Annotated in this window: 20 protein-coding genes; 8 read left to right on the forward strand and 12 right to left on the reverse strand. The window is 52.2% G+C overall.

Translation table 11 applies throughout. The features are described 5' to 3' along the window. Positions 1 to 44: 44 nt before the first annotated feature. The 5 genes from WBL83_RS20300 to ftsY all read right to left on the reverse strand — a co-directional run bounded on the left by WBL83_RS20300 (position 45) and on the right by ftsY (position 6058). Positions 45 to 1148, reverse strand: a complete 1104-nt coding sequence (locus tag WBL83_RS20300) for a branched-chain amino acid ABC transporter substrate-binding protein (RefSeq protein WP_424590821.1) — start codon at positions 1146 to 1148, stop codon at positions 45 to 47. 423 nt (positions 1149 to 1571) lie between these two features. Further along, positions 1572 to 2426, reverse strand: a complete 855-nt coding sequence (gene rpoH, locus WBL83_RS20305) for an RNA polymerase sigma factor RpoH (RefSeq protein WP_034499532.1) — start codon at positions 2424 to 2426, stop codon at positions 1572 to 1574. A 257-nt stretch (positions 2427 to 2683) separates the two neighbouring features. Beyond that, positions 2684 to 3739 carry a permease-like cell division protein FtsX gene (gene ftsX / locus WBL83_RS20310; RefSeq protein WP_424590822.1) on the reverse strand — a complete coding sequence of 352 codons (1056 nt, stop codon included), beginning with the start codon at positions 3737 to 3739 and terminating at the stop codon, positions 2684 to 2686. Then, the gene (gene ftsE, locus WBL83_RS20315; protein WP_216375999.1) at positions 3732 to 4400 is read right to left on the reverse strand and encodes a cell division ATP-binding protein FtsE; all 669 of its coding nucleotides are present in this window, start codon (positions 4398 to 4400) and stop codon (positions 3732 to 3734) included. The genes ftsX and ftsE overlap by 8 nt, the downstream gene beginning before the upstream one ends. A gap of 2 nt (positions 4401 to 4402) precedes the next feature. Further along, a complete protein-coding gene (ftsY, locus tag WBL83_RS20320) occupies positions 4403 to 6058 on the reverse strand; it encodes a signal recognition particle-docking protein FtsY (protein ID WP_424590823.1) in 1656 nt (551 codons plus the stop codon). A gap of 160 nt (positions 6059 to 6218) precedes the next feature. Between ftsY and rsmD the strand changes: the two genes are divergently transcribed. Both rsmD and WBL83_RS20330 read left to right on the forward strand, forming a co-directional pair. Continuing rightward, positions 6219 to 6794, forward strand: coding sequence for a 16S rRNA (guanine(966)-N(2))-methyltransferase (rsmD, locus tag WBL83_RS20325; RefSeq protein ID WP_424590824.1), 576 nt, complete (start codon positions 6219 to 6221; stop codon positions 6792 to 6794). 11 nt (positions 6795 to 6805) lie between these two features. Next, entirely contained in the window at positions 6806 to 7075 is a 270-nt protein-coding gene (locus WBL83_RS20330; RefSeq protein WP_424590825.1) for a DUF1145 family protein, read from the forward strand. 13 nt (positions 7076 to 7088) lie between these two features. Here WBL83_RS20330 and WBL83_RS20335 read toward each other — a convergent pair whose 3' ends face one another. Continuing rightward, positions 7089 to 7445: a DUF2500 domain-containing protein gene (locus WBL83_RS20335; RefSeq protein ID WP_424590826.1), complete on the reverse strand. Its 357-nt coding sequence runs from the start codon at positions 7443 to 7445 to the stop codon at positions 7089 to 7091. Positions 7446 to 7693: 248 nt separating this feature from the next. Between WBL83_RS20335 and WBL83_RS20340 the strand changes: the two genes are divergently transcribed. After that, a complete protein-coding gene (locus WBL83_RS20340) occupies positions 7694 to 8320 on the forward strand; it encodes a lysoplasmalogenase (RefSeq protein WP_424590827.1) in 627 nt (208 codons plus the stop codon). Positions 8321 to 8484: 164 nt separating this feature from the next. Next, positions 8485 to 10683: a Zn(II)/Cd(II)/Pb(II) translocating P-type ATPase ZntA gene (gene zntA, locus WBL83_RS20345; RefSeq protein ID WP_424590828.1), complete on the forward strand. Its 2199-nt coding sequence runs from the start codon at positions 8485 to 8487 to the stop codon at positions 10681 to 10683. Positions 10684 to 10872: 189 nt separating this feature from the next. Here the strand turns inward: zntA and WBL83_RS20350 are convergent, their stop codons facing one another. The 4 genes from WBL83_RS20350 to tusA all read right to left on the reverse strand — a co-directional run bounded on the left by WBL83_RS20350 (position 10873) and on the right by tusA (position 14147). Continuing rightward, positions 10873 to 12159: a TRAP transporter large permease gene (locus tag WBL83_RS20350; RefSeq protein ID WP_424590829.1), complete on the reverse strand. Its 1287-nt coding sequence runs from the start codon at positions 12157 to 12159 to the stop codon at positions 10873 to 10875. A 14-nt stretch (positions 12160 to 12173) separates the two neighbouring features. Further along, positions 12174 to 12683, reverse strand: coding sequence for a TRAP transporter small permease (locus WBL83_RS20355; RefSeq protein WP_424590830.1), 510 nt, complete (start codon positions 12681 to 12683; stop codon positions 12174 to 12176). A 33-nt stretch (positions 12684 to 12716) separates the two neighbouring features. After that, complete coding sequence (locus WBL83_RS20360; protein WP_424590831.1) at positions 12717 to 13700, reverse strand: TRAP transporter substrate-binding protein; 984 nt, start codon at positions 13698 to 13700, stop codon at positions 12717 to 12719. 201 nt (positions 13701 to 13901) lie between these two features. After that, positions 13902 to 14147, reverse strand: coding sequence for a sulfurtransferase TusA (gene tusA / locus WBL83_RS20365; RefSeq protein ID WP_424590832.1), 246 nt, complete (start codon positions 14145 to 14147; stop codon positions 13902 to 13904). Between the two features lie 302 nt (positions 14148 to 14449). Here tusA and WBL83_RS20370 point away from each other — a divergent pair, with 302 nt between their 5' ends. Continuing rightward, positions 14450 to 15115, forward strand: coding sequence for a 7-cyano-7-deazaguanine/7-aminomethyl-7-deazaguanine transporter (locus WBL83_RS20370; RefSeq protein ID WP_424590833.1), 666 nt, complete (start codon positions 14450 to 14452; stop codon positions 15113 to 15115). 72 nt (positions 15116 to 15187) lie between these two features. Then, on the forward strand, positions 15188 to 15745 hold the full coding sequence (locus WBL83_RS20375) for a DcrB family lipoprotein (RefSeq protein WP_424590834.1): 558 nt from the start codon (positions 15188 to 15190) through the stop codon (positions 15743 to 15745). Here the strand turns inward: WBL83_RS20375 and WBL83_RS20380 are convergent, their stop codons facing one another. After that, positions 15746 to 16969 carry an MFS transporter gene (locus WBL83_RS20380; RefSeq protein ID WP_424590835.1) on the reverse strand — a complete coding sequence of 408 codons (1224 nt, stop codon included), beginning with the start codon at positions 16967 to 16969 and terminating at the stop codon, positions 15746 to 15748. Between the two features lie 142 nt (positions 16970 to 17111). Between WBL83_RS20380 and WBL83_RS20385 the strand changes: the two genes are divergently transcribed. Then, complete coding sequence (locus WBL83_RS20385) at positions 17112 to 18161, forward strand: AI-2E family transporter (RefSeq protein WP_424590836.1); 1050 nt, start codon at positions 17112 to 17114, stop codon at positions 18159 to 18161. Between the two features lie 63 nt (positions 18162 to 18224). Beyond that, positions 18225 to 19613, forward strand: coding sequence for a M24 family metallopeptidase (locus WBL83_RS20390; RefSeq protein WP_424590837.1), 1389 nt, complete (start codon positions 18225 to 18227; stop codon positions 19611 to 19613). Here WBL83_RS20390 and WBL83_RS20395 read toward each other — a convergent pair. Then, a complete protein-coding gene (locus WBL83_RS20395) occupies positions 19610 to 20851 on the reverse strand; it encodes an MFS transporter (protein WP_424590903.1) in 1242 nt (413 codons plus the stop codon). The two genes, WBL83_RS20390 and WBL83_RS20395, sit on opposite strands and share 4 nt — an antisense overlap. Positions 20852 to 20872 lie beyond the last annotated feature (21 nt).

The following is a 20872-nucleotide window of genomic DNA, read 5'->3' on the forward strand; positions in this document are numbered from 1 at the left end:
AAATCCCCTCTCCTGGGAGAGGGTGAGGGTGAGGGCGTAAAAACTTACTTAGCGTCAGTCGCTGTGCCGTTCGCATGCCAGGTAAACACGCCGAACTCAAAGCCTTTCAGGTCGCCCTTCGCATCCCAGCTCAATGGACCCATTACGGTATCCACAGAAGCGCCTTTCAGATAGGTTGCGATTTCAGCCGGATCTTCTGACTTGTTCAGACCCGCTGCCAGAGATTGCAATGCCGCGTAAGTTGTCCAGACGAACGCACCACTTGGATCTTGTTTCTTCGCTTTAATCGCATCTACAACCGGTTTGTTCGCAGGAACCTGGTCGTAGTTCTTCGGTTTGGTGACTAACAGGCCTTCAGCAGATTCACCGGCAATGTTAGACAGAGAAACGTTCGCCACACCTTCTGGACCCATGAACTGAGTTTTCAGACCCGCAGCGCGAGACTGACGCAGGATCTGGCCCATTTCCGGGTGGTAGCCACCGTAGTAAACGAAATCGATATTTTCTTTCTTCAGGCGCGCCACCAGCGTGGAGAAGTCTTTCTCACCTGCGGTGATGCCGTCAAAGAACACCACGTTTGCGCCGCCTTTTTTCAGGTTATCCTGAACAGAGCGCGCCAGGCCTTCACCGTACTGTTGCTTGTCATGAATAACCGCGATGTTTTTCGGCTTCACATGATCCAGGATGTATTTCGCTGCGGTTGGGCCCTGATCAGAATCCAGACCGGTGGTACGCATCGTCAGTTTATAACCACGTGAGGTCAGCTCTGGAGCCGTTGCCGCAGGTGTAATCATCAGAATGCCTTCGTCTTCGTAAATATCAGACGCAGGCTGAGTGGAAGAGGAACACAGGTGGCCGATAACATATTTGATGCCATCATTAACAACTTTGTTGGCAACCGCTACCGCTTGTTTCGGGTCACAAGCATCGTCGTATTTAGTGATAACCAGTTTGTCGCCTTTGATGCCGCCTTTGGCATTAATATCCGCAACCGCTTGTTCTGCACCGGTAAATTCCTGGTCGCCATATTGTGCAACCGGGCCAGACATCGCCCCAACTACCGCTACTTTAATGTCCTTAGCAAATGCCGCGTTGCTCATCGCAAGCGCAATACAACCCGCCAATAATGCTTTGCCCTTCATGTTCATCCTGAGAATCCCCATTCTTGTTGTGATTGGTATTTACCCATCATCCTTCAAGCTGCAGGGGTGTTGGCTGCACTCACTGACCCAACAAATCTGCCGGGAGCAGATTTGAACGCTGTTACCAGCGCCCCGAAGGGGTGAGGCCCATGGATGGGCCGAATAATCACTTACCTTAGTAAGTTCATCGGGATAAGCTCCCTGGCCGCCTACCTGCAACTCGAATGCTAATGGGTATTTGTTGTGTTGTTTTGGCACTGTTTTATTTTTTAGGTGGAGATTACCGCGCAGGCCTTCGCCGCACTCCGTGTTAAAAACATACCCGAATTTGCGGCTTTTGGAATAACAATTTTTTCACAAGATGAACAGGAAAGTGACAGGCATAAAAAAACCGCCCTGCAAGGCGGTTTTTTTGTCTTTCTGAAGAACTTACGCTTCGATGGCCATGCGCAGTTTTTTCATGGCGTTCTTTTCAAGCTGACGCACACGCTCGGCGGAAACGCCATAGCGGTCGGCCAGTTCTTGCAGGGTGCTTTTATTGTCTTCATCCAGCCAACGTGCACGGATGATGTCCTGACTACGCTCATCCAGGCCCAACATCGCATCGCTGAGTTTGTCAGCGGCGTGGGATTCCCAGTTGTCGTCTTCGATGCCGTCGGCAAAGTTAGAAGACTTATCTTGCAAGAACAGCACTGGAGCCATTGGCGCGCTGTCTGAGTCGTCGTCATTACCCATGTCAAAAGTCATGTCCTGCGCCGCCATGCGAGATTCCATCTCACGGACATCTTTGCTGGAAACACCCAGCTCGTTGGCGACCATTTCGACTTCATCCTGGTTGAACCAACCCAGACGCTGTTTTGTTTTGCGCAGGTTAAAGAACAACTTACGTTGTGCTTTAGTGGTTGCCACTTTCACAATACGCCAGTTACGCAGCACGTATTCGTGAATTTCCGCTTTGATCCAGTGCACGGCAAACGACACCAGACGCACACCCACTTCTGGGTTAAAGCGACGTACAGCCTTCATCAGGCCGATGTTGCCTTCCTGAATCAAGTCAGCCTGCGGCAAGCCATAGCCCGAATAATTACGAGCGATATGAACAACAAAGCGCAGGTGAGACAGGATCAGCCTTTTCGCTGCTTCCAGATCGCCCTGGTAATGCAGCTTTTCAGCCAGCTCCTTCTCTTCCTCAGCCGTTAACATCGGCCAGGAGTTAGCGGCCCGGATATAGGATTCCAGGTTACCAACAGGGGCTAAAGCTAAATTTTGCATTTCTTTGGTCATTCAAACCCTCTCTTAGAGACTAACGTACAGGTTGCTACACCGTGCTGCACCTGACTCCACGTCAAGCGCCAAACCGTAACACTCACAGTAAACTCAGACAGTGATGTTATCCACAAGTTCACTGTAAAGCTGTGCATATATTACACACAAAATGTGACAGAGCTATGAAACTAGGCAGGAGATACACTAACCGAGGTGGGAGCGTGTCCCCTGCTGACGGGTACTTCGTAGCAGGGAACAAGTATACCAAAAAAATTTTACTCTGGGGTAAAACGACGTAAATGTTGCACAGTTGCTATCCAGGCAGCTAACCAACCGCTCATGGATGCGACTAGCAACAGCAACAAGCATTCATCGAATCCTAAGCCTGTGAGATCAAACTTAGTGCCGAACACTTGCGCCACTTCCGTTACTGCCGAAGACAAACGCCACACCAGAATTTCAGTCAGGATCAGCGACAAGAACGCTCCGCTAAACCCTAACAGCGCACCGCCGTACAAGAACGGGCGCAGGATAAATCCGTCAGTCGCACCAATCAGTTTTTGCACGTTAATAGTGTCGCGACGGGCAAAGATGCTCAGGCGCACGCTGTTACCAATCACGAGGAACACTGCCGCTACCATCAGCAGACCAATCATTGCCGCCACACGGCCCACAAGACCGGTAAGCGAAGCAAGACGGGCGAACCAACTGTCATCCATACGCACTTCATCGACACCGTTAATCCGCGCCACGCGGTCACGCAAGGTATTCAGATGGTCGGTGGTCTGGAAGTCGAGTTTTGGATTCACGACTGCAACAGCAGGCAGCGGGTTTTCTTCCAGCATATCCAGCGCGCCGCCAAAGCCTGACCAGTTACGGAACTCGCCCAGCGCTTCATCACGGGAAAGATAGTTAACTTTATCGACGCCCTCTTCCGCCTGAATCGCTCCCACAACTTGCTGGGCAGCATTGTCATCAAGCGCTTTATCGAGATAAACCGTGATTTGCGGTGAAGGATAATACTGTGTGGCGGCCTGGTTCACGTTCTTGTAAACCATGTAGCACACGCTAGGTAACGTCAGGGAGATGGCGATAACCATCACCGTCAGGAAGGTGGCTAAAGGCTTGCTGCGTAAATCCTGCAAAGCACCCTGCCAGGCGTAACGGAATTGTTCATTTACGCCGCCCTTAAGGGATTTACTTTTCGATTGAGGACCTTTGCCGCGTTTTTTCACCGAGCGGCCTAAATCCCCTAACTTATTCAGCGAGTTGATTTTATCCAGCTTGTTGCTGAAGCGCTTTATGTGATTGAGCGCGCTGCGTTTATTCACCTGCCAGGCCTCCATGCAAATGGCCGTCACTTAGGGTCAACATGCGATAGTTACGGCGGGAAATCAGCCCCATATCGTGCGTCGCCATCAGAACCGTTACGCCAACGCGGTTAAACTCCTCGAACAGACGCAAAATCCCTTCCGAGAGCGCGTCATCAAGGTTACCAGTCGGTTCATCCGCCAGCAGTACCGCAGGCTTATTCACCACGGCTCGGGCAATGCCAACGCGCTGTTGTTCACCGCCAGAGAGTTGAATCGGGAAATTCTTCGCTTTATCGAGCAGGCCGACTTTATCCAGTGCCGCGCTGACGCGACGGCGAATGTCTTCGCCGCTAGCACCCGCGATAATCAGCGGGATGGCTACGTTGTCGTACACCGTTCTGTCCATCAACAAATGGTGATCCTGGAAGATCATACCAATCTGGCGACGAAGGAATGGCACTTCGCGGCTCTTGAGGCGGCTAATATCATGGCCGCTAAAAGAGATCTTTCCGGCACTTGGCCGCTCAATACCGCAGATAAGCTTGAGCAGGGTACTTTTCCCGGCTCCTGAGTGACCGGTCAGAAAAGCCATCTCGCCAGGTTGCATATGGAAGGTGACTCCCTGCAACGCTTGTCTCCCACCGAGATAGGCCTTACTAACGTGTTCAAAGCGAATCATGGTTAATCCTCTCGGGCAAAAAGTGCCTCTATAAAATCGCCCGCATTAAACGGACGCAAGTCCTCAATACGCTCGCCGACGCCAATGTAGCGAATCGGAATACCAAACTGATCGGCAACGGAGAAAATCACGCCGCCTTTGGCTGTACCATCCAGCTTGGTTAACGTAATGCCTGTCAATCCAACGGCTTCATGGAACAATTTAGCCTGGCTTATCGCATTCTGGCCAGTGCTGGCATCGAGAGTGAGCATAACCTCATGCGGTGCGTCGACGTCCAGTTTTTTCATCACACGGACGATTTTCTTCAGCTCTTCCATCAGGTGCGCTTTGTTCTGCAAACGCCCGGCGGTATCCGCCAAAAGGACGTCGACATTACGTGCTTTAGCCGCCTGAATCGCATCGAAAATCACCGATGCAGAATCGGCACCGGTGTGCTGAGCGACAACCGGAATGTTATTGCGCTGGCCCCAAACCTGGAGCTGCTCAACCGCTGCGGCACGGAAGGTATCGCCCGCCGCCAGCATGACAGATTTGCCTTCTTGCTGGAACTGACGCGCCAGTTTGCCGATGGTAGTGGTTTTACCCACCCCGTTGACGCCCACCATTAAGATAACAAACGGTGTTTTGCCTTCAACGTTGAGCGGCTCATCGACTTTCGCCAGAATTTCGCCCATCTCTTCTTTCAGCAGGCCATATAACGCTTCCGCGTCACGCAGATCTTTACGGCTCGCGCCTTCTGTCAGATTGGTGATGATTTTGCGCGTTGTTTCTACGCCGACATCGGCGATAAGCAACTGCTCTTCGAGCTCTTCAAACAGATCATCGTCGATTTTCTTGCCGCGGAACAGACTGATAAATCCGGAACCGAGGTTCTGTTTGGTCTTGATTAAGCTACGTTTGAGGCGCGCAAAGAAACCTTCTTTGGTCGGTTTCTCTTGTTCTTGTTGCTGCTCTTCTTCGGCCTGAGTTGCTTCGACTTCTTCAGGTTCGAGTTCAACCGGCGCCTCTTCAACGACAACGGCTGCAACAGGTATCGCTTCAATCAACTCTTCTTCGACAACAACGTCTTCAACCGCAAGAATGGCAACTTCTTCTGGCTCAACAACGGTTTCAGGCTCAATTTCTGGCTCAGGTTCAGCAACCACTGGCTCTTGTTCTGGCTGCCACTCTTCTGCCTGTTGTTGTTGCACAATCTCAGGCTCAGGGATGACTTCTTCCGGAACCCGTAATTCTTCGTGCTCGATAGCAATTTGCGCCGTGATTTCCGGCTTACGTTCTGGCTCTGGCTCTGGCTCTGGGATAATTTCAGGCTCAGCCACCTGCACTTCGCTCTCAACGAGCTTTTCAGTGACTTCGACGATCTCTTCTGCGAAGGCTTCTGGTTCTTCGTGCTTTTCAGGCACAACGGATTCAACTTCAGTCAGAATTTCTGGCTGAATGTCAGGTTGCACCTCAGGATGGGGTTCTGGCTTAGCTTCTTCTGGCTGTGTCGCTTCTTCCGTCGCTTGCGGTTGTTCAGGTTCGATAACCTGCTCAACAACTTCTTCTGCAACCGATTGTTCTTCAGCTACTTTTTGTTCTGGTTCTTGTTCAGAAGCCTGCTCTTTCTGGCCAAAGCCTAGCCATGAAAAAAAGCCACGTTTTTTCTCTTTCGCCATTTGCGAACACACTCCTCGCTGTTAATTCATGGCACAGGCCCGATTGAGCATGCCACGGGCACTGAAAATAATTATCGAATGAATACGTTAGTCTATCACTTTCCCCGCCTTACACACACCGTTACACTAGACGGCAAGAAATTGCATCGCTGTGAGTCTCATGAAAAAACCGCAATCTACTGGCACCGGCCAGATCCGTATTATTGGTGGCCAATGGCGCGGCCGTAAACTGCCCGTTCCTGACAGCCCAGGCCTGCGACCAACCACGGACCGGGTGCGTGAAACCCTGTTTAACTGGCTGGCTCCGTCGATGGTTGACGCCACTGTGCTGGATTGCTTTGCCGGAAGCGGTGCGTTGGGGCTTGAAGCTTTATCGCGTTACGCAGCCCGTGCCACGTTGCTGGAGATGGACCGCCATGTTTCTCAACAGCTGCAAAAAAATCTCGCCACGCTAAAAGCTGACAATGGAAAAGTGGTGAACACCAATACGCTTAATTTCCTCGCACAACCTGGCGAACCGCACACCATCGTTTTTGTTGATCCGCCATTCCGCAAAGGGTTGCTGGACGAGACTTTAGCGCTATTGGAGACCCATGGCTGGCTGGCAGATGAAGCACTTATTTACGTTGAAAGCGAAGTGGAAAACGGCATGCCCGCTGTGCCTGCAAGCTGGTCGCTGCACCGTGAAAAAGTCGCAGGCCAGGTCGCTTACCGTTTATTTAGCCGTGAAATTTAAGGAGCGATACAGTGTTGATAAATATAGGCCGCTTGCTGATGCTGGGCGTGTGGGGATTTTTGTTGATGAATATTTTCCATCCGTTCCCGCGCCCGCTGAATATCTTTGTTAACGTCGCGCTGATCTTCACCGTGTTGATGCATGGGATGCAACTGGCGTTGCTGAAATCAACCCAGCCAAAAGACAGCCCGCCGCTCAGCCGCGCTCAACAAATTAAGATTTTCATCTTTGGCGTATTTGAGCTGCTGGATTGGCAGAAAAAACTCCGCCAGGGTAAGTAAAAATAGCCTTTTCTTAATCGGGGACGAAGCCTACAAAGCGTGTCCCCTTATACTGCAACGTCCCTTTGTCACCCACGCTGACGGCGTGATATTGCACTGCCGTTACGCGCATTTTCAGCTCCAGTCCACCGCTTTGCGGGCGAAACCAAATCTCATAGCGCGTCGTATCTTCAACCGGCGTCACCTCACGTTGACGCGAGCGTCTTTCATTGGTTGGCGTCTCACGTTTTGTGGCGACGATAACGCTTCTTTGCATCACCGGAGCCGCATCATTTTCCGCATTCTGGCGGCGCTGTTGAACAAAGCGAAACGATGCTGCAACGACGATGATCGCCACGACGGCAATGAAGAAAAGTGGCATCTTACTCATAGATTTATCTCGTATTGTCAGGCACTTTTAAGAATACCCTGCCGTTCTGGACATTGTCATCAGTTGCAATTGCCCACTAGACTTAAGAAAAACGGCAGATTAACTCATATTTACCCAAAATAATTCGAGTTGCAGGAAGGCGGCGACACAGGGAATCCCCAGGAGCTTACTTGAGTAAGTGACTGGGGTGAGCGAGGAAAGCCAACGCACATGCAACTTGAAGTATGAAGGGTACAAAAGGACACGTCATGCTTTGGTCTTTCATCGCTGTATTCTTTTCCGGATGGCTGTATGTAGACGCCTCCTATCGCGGTCCAACCTGGCAACGTTGGGTCTTTAAACCCGTCACCCTACTGCTGTTACTGCTGCTTGCCTGGCAAGCGCCAATGTTTAACGCGACAGGATATTTGATTGTTGCCGGCCTGCTGGCAACGCTACTGGGTGACGCGCTAACACTGCTGCCAACGCAGCGCATGCTGTACGCCATCGGGGCATTCTTCCTTTCACACCTGCTGTATACGCTCTATTTTGCCAGCCAGATGACCTTTAGTTTGTTCTGGCCGTTACCGCTGCTGTTGTTAGTGGTTGGCGCACTGTTGGTGGCGGTGATCTGGACGCGTCTCGAAACATTCCGCTGGCCGATTCTGACGTTTATCGGCATGACCTTGGTGATGGTGTGGCTTGCAGGTGAGTTGTACTTCTATTTGCCAACGCGCCCAAGCTTCTCGGGCTTTGTCGGCGCGACACTGCTGCTGTTAGGGAATATTGTCTGGTTAGGTAGCCATTATCGCCGTCGCTTTACCGGTGACAGCGCCATCGCCGCCGCCTGCTATTTTGCGGGTCACTTTATGATTGTCCGCGCGTTGTATATTTGAGGCTAAACAGTGTCGGATGGCGCAAGCTTATCCGACCTACTCATTCCCCGCATGTAGGGTGGATACACGAAGTGTCATCCGCCAAAAAAATCCCTCTTGACTCTGGAGTCAACTCCAGAGAGTAACATGGGTAATGAGAACATTATCATTACCCAGGAGGGCACATGCTCAACTCAACAAAACCACCACAATTTGCCAGGGCAAAACTCAGCCCGTTGCCTGCGCAAACGTCCTCCTGCTGTAACAACGACACTTGCAGCGCCACACCAGAAGCAGAAACCGTGCCGGATAACGGCGAGCGTTATAGCTGGCTGGTTGACGGTATGGATTGCGCCGCTTGCGCCCGCAAAGTTGAAAATGCGGTGAAGCAATTGCCTGATGTGGAGCGCGTTCAGGTGCTTTTCGCCACTCAGAAACTGATGGTGACCGCCAGTCATGATATTCGGCCACAAGTTGAAAAAGCAGTGAAAGCCGCGGGCTACAATCTGCGCAACAGCACGGCACCCGCCCCGAAAATCTCTTCTCTGCGCGAGAACTTACCGCTGATTGTGTTGATCGTGATGATGGCGTTGAGCTGGGGTCTTGAACAATTTAACCATCCGTTTGGCACGTACGCTTTTATCGCCACCACGCTGGTTGGCCTGTGGCCGATAGCCCGCCAGGCAGTGCGCCTGATGCGCAGCGGCAACTGGTTTGCCATTGAAACATTGATGAGCGTCGCCGCCATTGGTGCGCTGTTTATCGGTGCGACGGCTGAAGCTGCGATGGTACTGCTGCTGTTCTTAATCGGTGAGCGTCTGGAGTCTTACGCCGCCAGCCGCGCACGCCGTGGCGTCAGTGCCTTGATGGCGCTGAAACCCGAAGTCGCAACCCGCATTCGTCATGGCGAACGTGAAACCGTTGCCCTCGCGGATTTGCGTCCTGGCGATGTCATAGAAGTGGCAGCCGGGGGACGTTTACCCGCTGATGGCCGGTTACTCACGCCATTTGCCAGTTTCGATGAAAGTGCGCTAACCGGAGAATCCATCCCCGTCGAGCGCCAGCTTGATGAGAAAGTGCCTGCGGGCAGTACCAGTGTCGACAGACTCGTGCAGCTCGAAGTGATTTCAGAACCCGGCGACAGTGCCATCGACCGTATCCTGCGCTTAATTGAAGAAGCGGATGAGCGCCGTGCGCCGATAGAGCGCTTTATCGACCGTTTCAGCCGCATCTACACGCCAATTATTATGGCGATTGCGCTGCTGGCAGCCGTCGTCCCGCCACTGTTCTTCGGGCAAAGCTGGGATGAATGGATTTACAAAGGGCTGGCGTTATTACTGATTGGCTGCCCGTGTGCGTTGGTGATTTCCACCCCTGCGGCCATTACCTCCGGGCTTGCCGCCGCCGCACGACGCGGTGCTTTAATCAAAGGCGGAGCGGCACTCGAACGCCTCGGCAAGATTCAGCATATCGCTTTCGATAAAACCGGCACGCTGACCGCAGGTAAACCGCAAGTCACCGCCATTGAAGTACAGGGTGATCTTGAGGAAAACACGTTACTCGCACTGGCGGCTGCCGTAGAACTGGGTTCGTCGCATCCGTTAGCGCAAGCCATTGTCCGTGAAGCACAAAGCCGCAGGTTGGCGTTACCGGCGACCAGTGCGAACCGCGCGTTGGCAGGCATTGGCGTAGAAGCCACTATCAACGGCGAAACTCTGCTGCTGAGCTCACCGGGTAAACTCGCAGAAAACGTTCTCGACGCCACCTGGCAGCAACGCATTACCCAGCTTGAAGCCGAAGGCCAGACGGTCATTGCGGTGGTGCAGAATAATCGCTTACTCGGCGTGATTGCACTGCGCGATACCTTGCGTAGCGATGCCAGCCAGGCTGTCGCGGATCTGCAAAAAATCGGGGTGCAGAGTGTGATGTTAACGGGCGATAACCCGCGAGCGGCAGCAGCAATTGCTCAGGAGTTAGGCATGGATTATCGCGCCAGCCTGTTGCCCGCCGATAAAGTCAGCGTCGTGAATGAACTCAACGCTCGTTCCCCGCTGGCGATGGTAGGTGATGGCATCAACGATGCGCCAGCCATGAAAGCCGCCACTATTGGTATCGCCATGGGCAGCGGCACGGATGTGGCGCTCGAAACCGCCGATGCGGCTCTGACGCACAACCGCCTGACCGAACTGGCTGGGATGATTAATCTGGCCCGCGCGACGCATAACAATATTCGCCAGAATATTACGATTGCACTGGGCTTGAAGGGGATTTTCCTGGTCACTACCTTGCTGGGGATTACGGGTTTGTGGTTGGCTGTGCTGGCGGATTCGGGGGCAACCGCTTTGGTTACCGCGAATGCGTTGCGCTTGCTGCGGAAAAAATAAAAGCGTCGGGTGACGCTGCGCTTACCCGACCTACGGTACACAGGATTTCGTAGGTCGGATAAACAACAGCATCATCTGATTTTGTAGGTCGGATAAACAACAGCGTCATCTGATTTTGTAGGGTGGATAAACAACAGCGTCATCTGATTTTGTAGGGTGGATAAGCGCAGCGTCATCCACCATCTTGATTTAGTTCATGCCCAGCGCGTGCGGTAACCATAACGAAACTGCCGGAATGTAGGTCACCATCGCCAACACCACCAGCAACACGGCGTAAAACGGCAACATCGCCCGCACCACCACTTCGATTTTCTGTTTACTCACCGCACTGGCGACAAACAGCACCGAACCCACAGGCGGCGTAATCAAACCGATGCCCAGGTTGATCATCATAATCATGCCGAAATGCACCGGATCGATTCCCAGTGAATTGGTCACTGGCAGCAATACGGGAGTCAGGATCAGGATTATCGGCGCCATGTCCATCAACGTGCCAATCAGCAGCAACATGATGTTGATATACATCAGAATCACATACTTATTGTCAGACAACGAAGTGAAGAATTCCGTGATTCGCGAAGGCAACTGCATGTATGTCATCACTGCGCCAAACGCGGAGGCAAAACCAATCAAAATCATCACGATAGAGACGGTTTTTACGGTGCGGAACATCAACTTAGGCAGTTCGTTCCACTTGTAATCACGGTAGATAAACATGGTGACGAAGAACGCCCAGACGCAGGCCACCGCCGCCGATTCTGTCGCCGTAAATACCCCGGTCAGGATCCCGCCGAGAATAATGACAACCGTCATCAATCCCCACAGCGCATCGAAGAAAATTTTCAGCGCTTGTTTGAAGGGAATGCGTTCGCCTTTCGGATAACCGCGTTTATGAGCAAAGCCCAGACACATCACCATCAGGCATAAACCGAGCAGCAACCCCGGCAACACACCGGCGATAAACAGCGTGGCAATAGACACCGTGCCGCCTGCCGCCAGCGAGTAAATCACCGAGTTGTGACTTGGCGGGATCAAAATCGCCTGCACCGAACCACTCGCCGTGACCGCCGCTGCATACTCACGCGGATAACCTTTTTTCTCCATTTCGGGGATCATCACGCTGCCAATGGAGGCGGTATCCGCCACTGACGAGCCTGAAATCGCCCCGAAGAATGTCGAGGCGACGATATTCACCAGCGACAAACCGCCGCGAATAAACCCAACGAAAATATAAGCAAAGTTAACCAGGCGACGTGCAATGCCCCCTTCCGCCATTATCGCCCCTGCCAGGATGAAGAATGGGATAGCCAGCAGAGTAAATTTATTCACCCCGCTGGTGATTTGAATCATGATCGCTTCCAGCGGTAAATCTATCCATAACGCCCCGACAATGGCGCTTAGCCCGACGGCAAACGCCACGGGCATTCCCACTGCAAGCAACACCGCAAGTGTGGCTAATAAAATAAATGCGTCCATGTTATCCCCTGGTCTTAGCCGTGGTTACCCAGCAACACGATTGGGCGATTCTCTTGTGAGCCATACAGCAAACGCTCGACCACAAACAGAATCAGTAAAATCGCGCCGACGGGCAGCGGAAGGTAAGTTTGGCCGGAAGTGAGAACCGGGAATTCAGCAACAGGCTGTTCCCATAAATCGGCGCACAGATAGAAGCTGTAATAGAACATCACCAGCGAAATAATCAGCATCAGCACATCAACAACACGGGCGCAAAACGTCTGCCACGCGAGCGGCAGACGATCTGTCAGCATATTCACAGCAATATGCGAACCGGCGCGGTAACTCACCGCCGCGCCGATAAACGTGAAGGTCACCATGCAGATTATCGCCAACGGTTCCGGCCAGGATTCACCACGGTTCAGCACATAGCGCGAGAAAATCCCGATCGGAATGATGATGGTCATGATCAACAGAGACAGACCCGCAACAAACATCGCCAGCAAATAAACTTTATCCATCAAATCTGAGTAGCGTTGGGTCATAGAATGCCCTCCACGAAAGCGTTAGCGACAATGTTACTGAACGTCAGCGATGGCTTTCATCAGATCCTGATGCTTATCGCCGTACTCTTTACGCACCGGCTCAGTCGCTTTCACAAACCAGGCTTTGTCGATTTCGTGGAACTGAACGCCACCGGCTTTCATTTTTTCCAATGCTTGTTTGTTGTAAGCATTCCACAGTTCACGCTGTTCCATTTGCGCATCACGAGCCAGTTTGAGGATTTTTTGCTGCTGGTCAGGGTTTAATTTGTCCCATTTCACTTTGGAATAAAGCAGCATTTCTGGAGTGATGAAGTGGCCGCTCAGGGTGTAGTTTTTGGCGACGGGCATATAGTTGTGGGCAATAAACGTAGGCGGGTTGTTTTCCGCGCCGTCGATAACCCCGGTTTGCATCCCGCTATACACTTCGCTCACGCCCATGGCGACTGAGTTTGCCCCCATGTCTTTCAGCGTAGCCAGTGCGACCGGGCTGCCCTGAACGCGAATTTTCATCCCTTTCAGATCTTCCGGTTTCACGACTGGATTTTTGGTAATCAGGTTACGCGTGCCGGAGTCCATCCAGCCGAGGAACACCAGGCGGGATTTCGGGTTGTTAGTCAGCTTGTCGCCGATTTGTTTACCCAGATCGCCATCGATCACTTTGTGCATATGATCTTCATCGCGGAACACATACGGCAGGGTAAAGACTTCGACATCAGGAAGGATCGCCGCAACCGGTGCCATCGACACACGGATGATGTCGATGGCGCCCATCTGCGCTTGTTCAATCATCTGTTTTTCATCGCCCAGCACACCACTTGGGAAAACTTTGATCTCCAGGTCACCGTTGGTTTCTTGCTTGAGTTTTTCACCCATATGCTGCACCGCGACCACGTTTGGATAACCTTCCGGGTGGACATCGGCGGCTTTAATCACCTGGGCGATAGCAGATTGAGCAAACAGAACTGACGCGGTAGTCAGACATAAACCAGCAAAAGCAGGCAGAAAGGTCTTCTTCATTGTGTCGCTCCAGCAGAGGTAGGGATATCGAGGTAAGAAGTAAAACAATGTTTTAATTTATCGATTAAAAACTAGACTACGTGGAGAAAAGCGTGGGTGAAGCACTTCACAAAAAGCGACAAAAAATGAAATTGGGGTTCAGCGTAGATGCAAAGAGGGTTCAGAAGCCCAAAGCGGGGGGAGCAAAGGGCTATCGCGGCGCTACTGGCCTTTACGCAACATGTAGCGATAAGGCAATGATTCTACTTGTTTAGCCAGCAGTTCATGCTCCATAAAAACGCAAAAACCAGGGATGTCGCGCGTAGTAGCAGGATCATCAGCAATGATAAGCAGCGTTTCGCCAGGCTGCATATTGCGCACGGTTTTGCGCACCATCATTACGGGTTCAGGGCAGCGCAGGCCCAAAGCATCAAGCGTGTGGTCAGGATTGGCGAAAAGATCTGTCATGAGCGGTCTCGAATTTAACAAACCGCGCTAGTTTACCCCCGGCAAATTATCGCGCAAGTCACGTGAACGATTGCGCTAAAATTAACCGTTGCAATGCCTGAGTAACGCAGTATCATCGCCCGGTTTTAAAATCACCAGGCGTTATTGTCGCAGCCAGTTTGAATACGGCCAGCGTGCAGGCACCGCAGCGTATTTTAAGTACCTGAGGATGACGAGCACTGCAGCGGATTCAAAATGGCAAGTAAAATAGCCTGGAGCACACTTTAGGGTTCCCTCACCCCTTTCACTAAAAAGGCTACAAAATGATGCAGTTCAATTCTACTCAGCGCACTAAGGCGCTGTTCTGGCTATCGCTATTCCATTTGCTGGTGATCACCTCCAGCAACTATCTGGTGCAATTACCGGTTTCGGTTTTTGGTTTCCATACCACCTGGGGTGCATTTAGCTTTCCGTTTATCTTCCTCGCCACTGACCTGACGGTACGCATTTTTGGTGCACCGCTGGCACGCCGCATTATTTTCGCCGTGATGCTTCCCGCGCTGGTGATTTCCTACGGTATTTCTGCACTCTTTTATATGGGTAGCTGGCAAGGGTTTGATGCGCTATTGCACTTCAATCTCTTTGTCGCCCGTATCGCTGTCGCAAGCTTTATGGCGTATGCACTGGGGCAGATTCTGGATGTGCACGTGTTTAACCGCCTGCGTCAGAGCCAGTACTGGTGGCTTGCGCCGACCGCATCTACGCTATTCGGTAATGTCAGCGACACGCTCTCTTTCTTCTTCATTGCTTTCTGGCGCAGTCCGGATGCTTTTATGGCGCAGCATTGGGTGGAAATCGCTATCGTTGATTACTGCTTCAAAGTGCTTATCAGCATTGTATTCTTCCTGCCGATGTATGGCGTGCTGCTGAATATGTTGTTGAAACGACTGGCAGACAAATCTGAAAATTCAGCGTTACAGCCTGGTTGACGGTGGTTGAATTATCTTATGATAAGATGCTGAGATAGGCCGTAAAGGCTGGCTAACGTAAAGGAAGAAGTCATGGGTAACCTGGTAAAATATGTCGGTATCGGCCTGCTGGTATTGGGCCTGGCCGCTTGCGATAACAACGACAGCAAAACGGCTACAACGACTAAAGCGGCAGAAAGCAGCGCAGCTGGCCAACCGGTGAGTTTGCTGGATGGGAAAATCAGCTTTGCACTCCCTGCGGAGATGACCGACCAGAGCGGTAAACTGGGCACTCAGGCAAATAACATGCACGTCTATTCTGATGCTTCTGGTCAGAAAGCTGTGATTGTCATCGTTGGCGATAATACTCCAGACGACCTGTCAGCTCTGGCAAAACGTCTTGAAGATCAACAGCGTGCCCGTGATCCACAGTTGCAAGTTGTGACTAATAAATCCATCGAGATCAAAGGCCATACACTGCAGCAGTTAGACAGCATTATCTCAGCCAAAGGCCAGACGGCTTACTCATCAGTCATTCTGGGTAAAGTTGATAACCAACTGTTAACTATGCAAATTACGCTGCCTGCTGATAATCAGCAACTGGCGCAAACTGCCGCTGAAAATATTATTAATACCATCACTATCAAGTAATTATTGTTGTGATGATGATACGGCCTCCGGTTGCTCAACCGGGGGCCGTTTTTTTAACTGCCACGCCATCAAAAGCGCGATACAGACCAGTGCCGCCGCCGCCAGATAAATCGCCGATACGCCCGCGTAAGCCATCATGAATCCGGCCAATGGCCCGGTGATCCCCAGAGATAAATCCATAAATACCGTGTAAGTCGCCAGCGCACTGCCCTGGTTTTGCTGCGGCACCATTTTCACCGCCACTACGCCAAGCGCAGGGAATACCAGCGAGAAACCCGCGCCCGTCAAAAATGTGCCTGCTTTTGCCATCCATGGGTCGGCGGCAAAACCGACCAGCAGTAAGCCGAGTATCTCCACCGAGAAGCAAATCATTGCTACATTCAGACCGCCAAGCCGGTTAATTCCGTTCGGGAAAAGTAAGCGAGTCCCCACAAATGCACAACTAAACAGGGTCAGTGCAAAGGCCGCGCCGTCCCATCCTTTGGCGTCGTAAAACAGTGTGATAAAGGTGGCAATAACCCCAAACCCTGCCGATGCCAGCGCTAATGCCATGCCGTATGGCCAGACGCGTCCGAGCACCGCACGAAACGGCAACGGCTTGCCTTTGCTGGCTTTCACCGCAGGGCGAGGCAGCGCCAACAGCACCGCCACCAGCGCGACTGCCATAATTATTCCGGCTAACAGCCTAAGCCCGCCAAGATGGTAGAACAGCACACCCAGCGGCGCGCCCATCGCCATCGCACCGTAAGTTACGATGCCGTTCCAGGAAATCACCCGCCCAATATGCAACGAACCCACCACGCCGACACCCCAAAGCGTTGACCCGGTGCCTGCAAAACTTTGCCCAATCCCCAAAATCACGCGACCCAAACAGAGCAACACCAGGCTCACGAGCGGCCATGCGCTGCCAAACGCCGCCAGCATGTAACTCGCGCCACTCAGGAAACAGCCGCATAAACCGAAGATAACGATTTTTTTCGGCCCAAGAATATCAGCGTAACGCCCGGCGTGCGGACGACTCAGTAAGGTGGCGAAATACTGCAGGCTAATCACCAGACCTGCCCAAAATGCGCTGTATCCCATCACGTCGTGAACGTAACCCGGTAGCACCGCGAGCGGCAGGCCAATGGTCATGTAACTGGCAAAGTTGAACATCACTACAGAGACTATCTGTAGATTAAGGCGGAAACTGCTTGTTACGGGGGCTGGGGCGAGATCAGGCATGGTCGTTCACTTTTAAAACAGCGTTCCACAGTATAACCACTTCGAGTTTCATATTTCAGCTACAGACTTTAAGACTTGCCCTGCACGTAAGAAATAAACGAAGCGCTACACTAAGAATATCCATCGCACACAGGATCTTTCCATGCTCTCTCCAGAACCCGATAAAACCGGGCTACACATTCTGCTAAAACTTGCCGCACTGGTGATTATTCTCGCCGGGATCCATGCGGCGGCAGATATTATCGTCCAGCTTTTGCTCGCACTTTTCTTCGCGATCGTACTTAACCCGCTGGTCACCTGGTTTATTCGCCGGGGAGTGAACAGGCCACTGGCAATCTCCATTGTCGTGTTTGCCATGCTAGTTGTGCTGACGATGCTGGTTGGCGTTCTGGCAGCCTCTATGAGTGAATTCATCGATTTGCTGCCTAAATACAATAAGATGCTGACGCAAAAAGTATTCGAGCTGGAAAAGATGCTGCCCTTTATGCATCTGAGATTATCGCCTGAGCGCATGTTGCAGCGCATGGATTCTGAGAAAGTGATGTCTTATGCCACCACGCTAATGACCGGGCTTTCCGGGGCGATGGCCAGCGTTCTGCTGCTGGTGATGACCGTCGTATTCATGTTGTTCGAGGTGCGCCACGTTCCCTATAAACTGCGTTTCGCCCTTTCCAATCCAAAAATTCATATCGCCAGCCTGCATCGTGCACTCAAAGGTGTGACGCATTATCTGGCTCTTAAAACGCTGATTAGTCTGTGGACCGGGCTGATTATCTGGCTTGGGCTGGAGTTGTTGGGCGTGCAATTTGCGCTGATGTGGGGCGTGCTGGGCTTCTTGCTGAATTACATCCCCAACATCGGTTCGGTGATTTCCGCCATTCCGCCAATGGTTCAGGCATTCTTATTTAACGGAACCTACGAAATGGTGCTGGTAGGGTTGCTGTTCCTTGCGGTGCATATGGTTCTGGGGAATATCGTCGAACCGCGCATGATGGGCCGTGGCCTGGGGATGTCGACCTTCGTGGTATTCCTGTCGTTACTGTTCTGGGGCTGGCTACTCGGTCCGGTTGGGATGCTACTTTCGGTTCCCCTCACCAGCGTGTGTAAAATTCTGATGGAAACCACGCAAGGCGGCAACAAACTGGCAGTTTTACTCGGCCCTGGTCGACCTAAATCACGGTTGCCGGGATAGGCTGAACATTAACCAGGTGGTAAGTTAAGGGTTATCCAGGGAAAGAGAAAAAGGAGTGACTCCATGCCGATTACGCTTACCACCATCAAACAGCCAGAAATTTACCTCAACGTTCCGGGCGTTGTTCTCGATGACCAAACCATTCAGCAGCGTCGCAGCAAAGTTTTGCAGGGAATGGCGAAGCAGCATCTGGATGCGTTAGTTGTTTATGCCGATAAAGAGCATGGCGGGAATTTTGAGTATCTGACCGGTTTCATCCCGCGCTTTGAAGAAGGTTTACTGGTTCTGCATAAAAGTGGCGAGGCGGTTCTGGTTCTTGGCAATGAAAACCTTAAGCTCGCCCAGTACGCCAGAGTGCCGGCCAGTGTGGTGCATGCGCCATGGTTCTCCCTGCCAAACCAGCCCATGGACACCACACTTTCACTGCAGGAAGTGCTGCAACAGGCTGGGCTTCGTGACCAGCAGCGCCTAGGGATCGCGGGCTGGAAGCTTTTCACCGGCGCTAACGGTAACAACACCTCAATGTTTGATATCCCTACTTTTATTTTCCAGGCGCTGCAATCAGCCCTTCCAACCACCTGTGAGTTGCTGAATGCCACCGGTCTGTTTATTTCGCCACGCGATGGTGCGCGTATCACCAATAACGCGAACGAAATCGCCCATTACGAATACGGTGCGAACCTCGCCTCGAGCGCTGCTTTGACCGCACTTAACGCGGTTGAATTGGGCAAAACTGAAAAATCGATTGCCGCACTGCTGGCTGCTGAAGGGCAAGCCAATAACGTCGTCACTATCGCCGCCACGGGCGATCGTTTTGAAAATGCGAATCTCTACCCTTCAGATAAACAGATTCAGTTGGGCGATAAATTCTCGCTTACCGTCAGCTATAAAGGCGGCTTAACCAGCCGGGCGGCTTACGTTGTCAGTAATGCCGGTGAGCTTCATCCTGACGTTAACAATTATCTGGATGTGGTCGCCATTCCTTATTATCGCGCGGTAGTGAGCTGGCTTGAGAATATGCGCGTTGGTGTAAAGGGCCATGAAGTTTACCAACTGATTGAACAGGTTTTACCAAAAGACGAATATCACTGGCACCTGAATCCGGGCCATTTGGTCGCTGATGAAGAGTGGCTATGTTCGCCAATTTATCCGGCGTCAGATATCCCTTTATCCAGCGGCATGCTGCTGCAAATCGATATCATCCCCTCGCGTAAAGGGTACGCTGGAGCGAGTATTGAAGACACCGTTGCTCTTGCCGATGAAACTTTGCGACAGCAACTCGCCGCACAATATCCAGAGCTCTGGCAGCGCATTGGTGCACGCCGGGCGTACATCCGCGACGTGCTGAATATTCAGTTACATGAAGATGTATTACCGCTCTCCAACACCGTTGGATATCTGCGACCTTACCTGCTGAATCAAGATTTAGCGTTAACTTGCCTGAAAGGTTAAACCTGGTGCTGCCTGACCTTAGCGGCATTATCGAGCCGCCTGATGGACGGTGTGAAGCTGGCGGCGAACGTTGCCAGCACAACAGCGACCGCGCAAGCCAGTAAGACTTTTTCATTGCCGTAGTGCATCGCCAACGGGCCTGCGGCAAGTTCCCCCACAGGGATCGCCACAAAAGAACCTAATGCGTCGTAGGCGTAAACTCGTGCCAGTTTTTCCGGCGGGATATGCGTTTGCAGCGATTGCGCCCAGGCGACACCAAACAAGCCGAAGCCCACACCAGCGATAAAGAATGCCACCATCAGGACAGGTGTCGATGGGAGCAGCGCCAGCACGATAATCGGCCCGGCGCAAAATGCCGTTAGAATGGTGCCAATAAATAAATCGCGGCGAGGCCGCCAACGCAGCGCAATAACAGAGCCGACAATCAAGCCAGCACTTTGTGCCGCGATAGCCATTCCCCAACCCGCACGGCCAAATGTCGCATCGGCTACGACCGGGCCGAGTATCATCATCACGCCGCTGAAAGCCGCATTCACAATGGTAAACTGCACAACGATCGCCCAAACCCACGAGCGAGAAATAAACTCGGTCCAGCCGTCTTTTAAATCCTGCAATATGTTGGATTGCGAGCCTTGCGGTTGTTTCGAATGGGTGCGGATCATCAGATAAAGTGGTGCTGATGCAGCAAACCCTAAGGCATCTACTGCCAGTCCCCAACCCGGCCCCATCACGCTGATAAGCACCCCACCCAGCGACGCGCCAAGCACCGTTCCGCCGTAAATCCCAAGTTGAATAAAGGCATTTGCCTCTCGCAACGAATGCACCGGAACGGTTTGAGGAACCATTGATTGTGAAGCCGGTAATGACGCTCCTGCCGCCGCACCATTTATCGCACCGAGTACTGCCAATAGCGCGATGGTGGCTGAACCATCCAGCACTAAACCCGCGACGATCGCCTGCGAAATAGCAGCGATAACGGATGAATAGAGCAGAACTTTGCTGCGGGAGTAACGATCGGCAAGCACGCCGCCAATCAGCAAGAATGCCACATTGAAGATAGAACGCGCCGCGATAACAATGCCCAAATCAGCAGCGGTTCCGCCCATATCGAGCACGGCAAAAGCCAGAGCAATCGGCGCAATGCCATTGCCCAGTACCGTCAGCAGACGGGCGAAAAACAGATGACGAAACGAAGCGTAGTGAAATGCCCGCCGGGATGTCGAAGCCGCCGCATCCATGTTCAAAAAGTTATCTCCGTT

It is taken from the genome of Buttiauxella sp., from assembly GCF_049686335.1.
Classification (GTDB): domain Bacteria; phylum Pseudomonadota; class Gammaproteobacteria; order Enterobacterales; family Enterobacteriaceae; genus Buttiauxella.

Coding starts and splice junctions, on each gene's coding strand:
- rsmD (WP_424590824.1), top strand. CDS start 6,219: ATGAAAAAACCGCAATCTACTGGCACCGGCCAGATCCGTATTATTGGT.
- WBL83_RS20385 (WP_424590836.1), top strand. CDS start 17,112: ATGCTCTCTCCAGAACCCGATAAAACCGGGCTACACATTCTGCTAAAA.
- WBL83_RS20390 (WP_424590837.1), top strand. CDS start 18,225: ATGCCGATTACGCTTACCACCATCAAACAGCCAGAAATTTACCTCAAC.
- WBL83_RS20380 (WP_424590835.1), bottom strand. CDS start 16,969: ATGCCTGATCTCGCCCCAGCCCCCGTAACAAGCAGTTTCCGCCTTAAT.
- WBL83_RS20335 (WP_424590826.1), bottom strand. CDS start 7,445: ATGAGTAAGATGCCACTTTTCTTCATTGCCGTCGTGGCGATCATCGTC.
- rpoH (WP_034499532.1), bottom strand. CDS start 2,426: ATGACCAAAGAAATGCAAAATTTAGCTTTAGCCCCTGTTGGTAACCTG.
- WBL83_RS20340 (WP_424590827.1), top strand. CDS start 7,694: ATGCTTTGGTCTTTCATCGCTGTATTCTTTTCCGGATGGCTGTATGTA.
- WBL83_RS20370 (WP_424590833.1), top strand. CDS start 14,450: ATGATGCAGTTCAATTCTACTCAGCGCACTAAGGCGCTGTTCTGGCTA.
- WBL83_RS20395 (WP_424590903.1), bottom strand. CDS start 20,851: ATGGATGCGGCGGCTTCGACATCCCGGCGGGCATTTCACTACGCTTCG.
- ftsY (WP_424590823.1), bottom strand. CDS start 6,058: ATGGCGAAAGAGAAAAAACGTGGCTTTTTTTCATGGCTAGGCTTTGGC.
- tusA (WP_424590832.1), bottom strand. CDS start 14,147: ATGACAGATCTTTTCGCCAATCCTGACCACACGCTTGATGCTTTGGGC.
- WBL83_RS20375 (WP_424590834.1), top strand. CDS start 15,188: ATGGGTAACCTGGTAAAATATGTCGGTATCGGCCTGCTGGTATTGGGC.
- WBL83_RS20350 (WP_424590829.1), bottom strand. CDS start 12,159: ATGGACGCATTTATTTTATTAGCCACACTTGCGGTGTTGCTTGCAGTG.
- ftsE (WP_216375999.1), bottom strand. CDS start 4,400: ATGATTCGCTTTGAACACGTTAGTAAGGCCTATCTCGGTGGGAGACAA.
- WBL83_RS20355 (WP_424590830.1), bottom strand. CDS start 12,683: ATGACCCAACGCTACTCAGATTTGATGGATAAAGTTTATTTGCTGGCG.
- zntA (WP_424590828.1), top strand. CDS start 8,485: ATGCTCAACTCAACAAAACCACCACAATTTGCCAGGGCAAAACTCAGC.
- WBL83_RS20360 (WP_424590831.1), bottom strand. CDS start 13,700: ATGAAGAAGACCTTTCTGCCTGCTTTTGCTGGTTTATGTCTGACTACC.
- WBL83_RS20300 (WP_424590821.1), bottom strand. CDS start 1,148: ATGAACATGAAGGGCAAAGCATTATTGGCGGGTTGTATTGCGCTTGCG.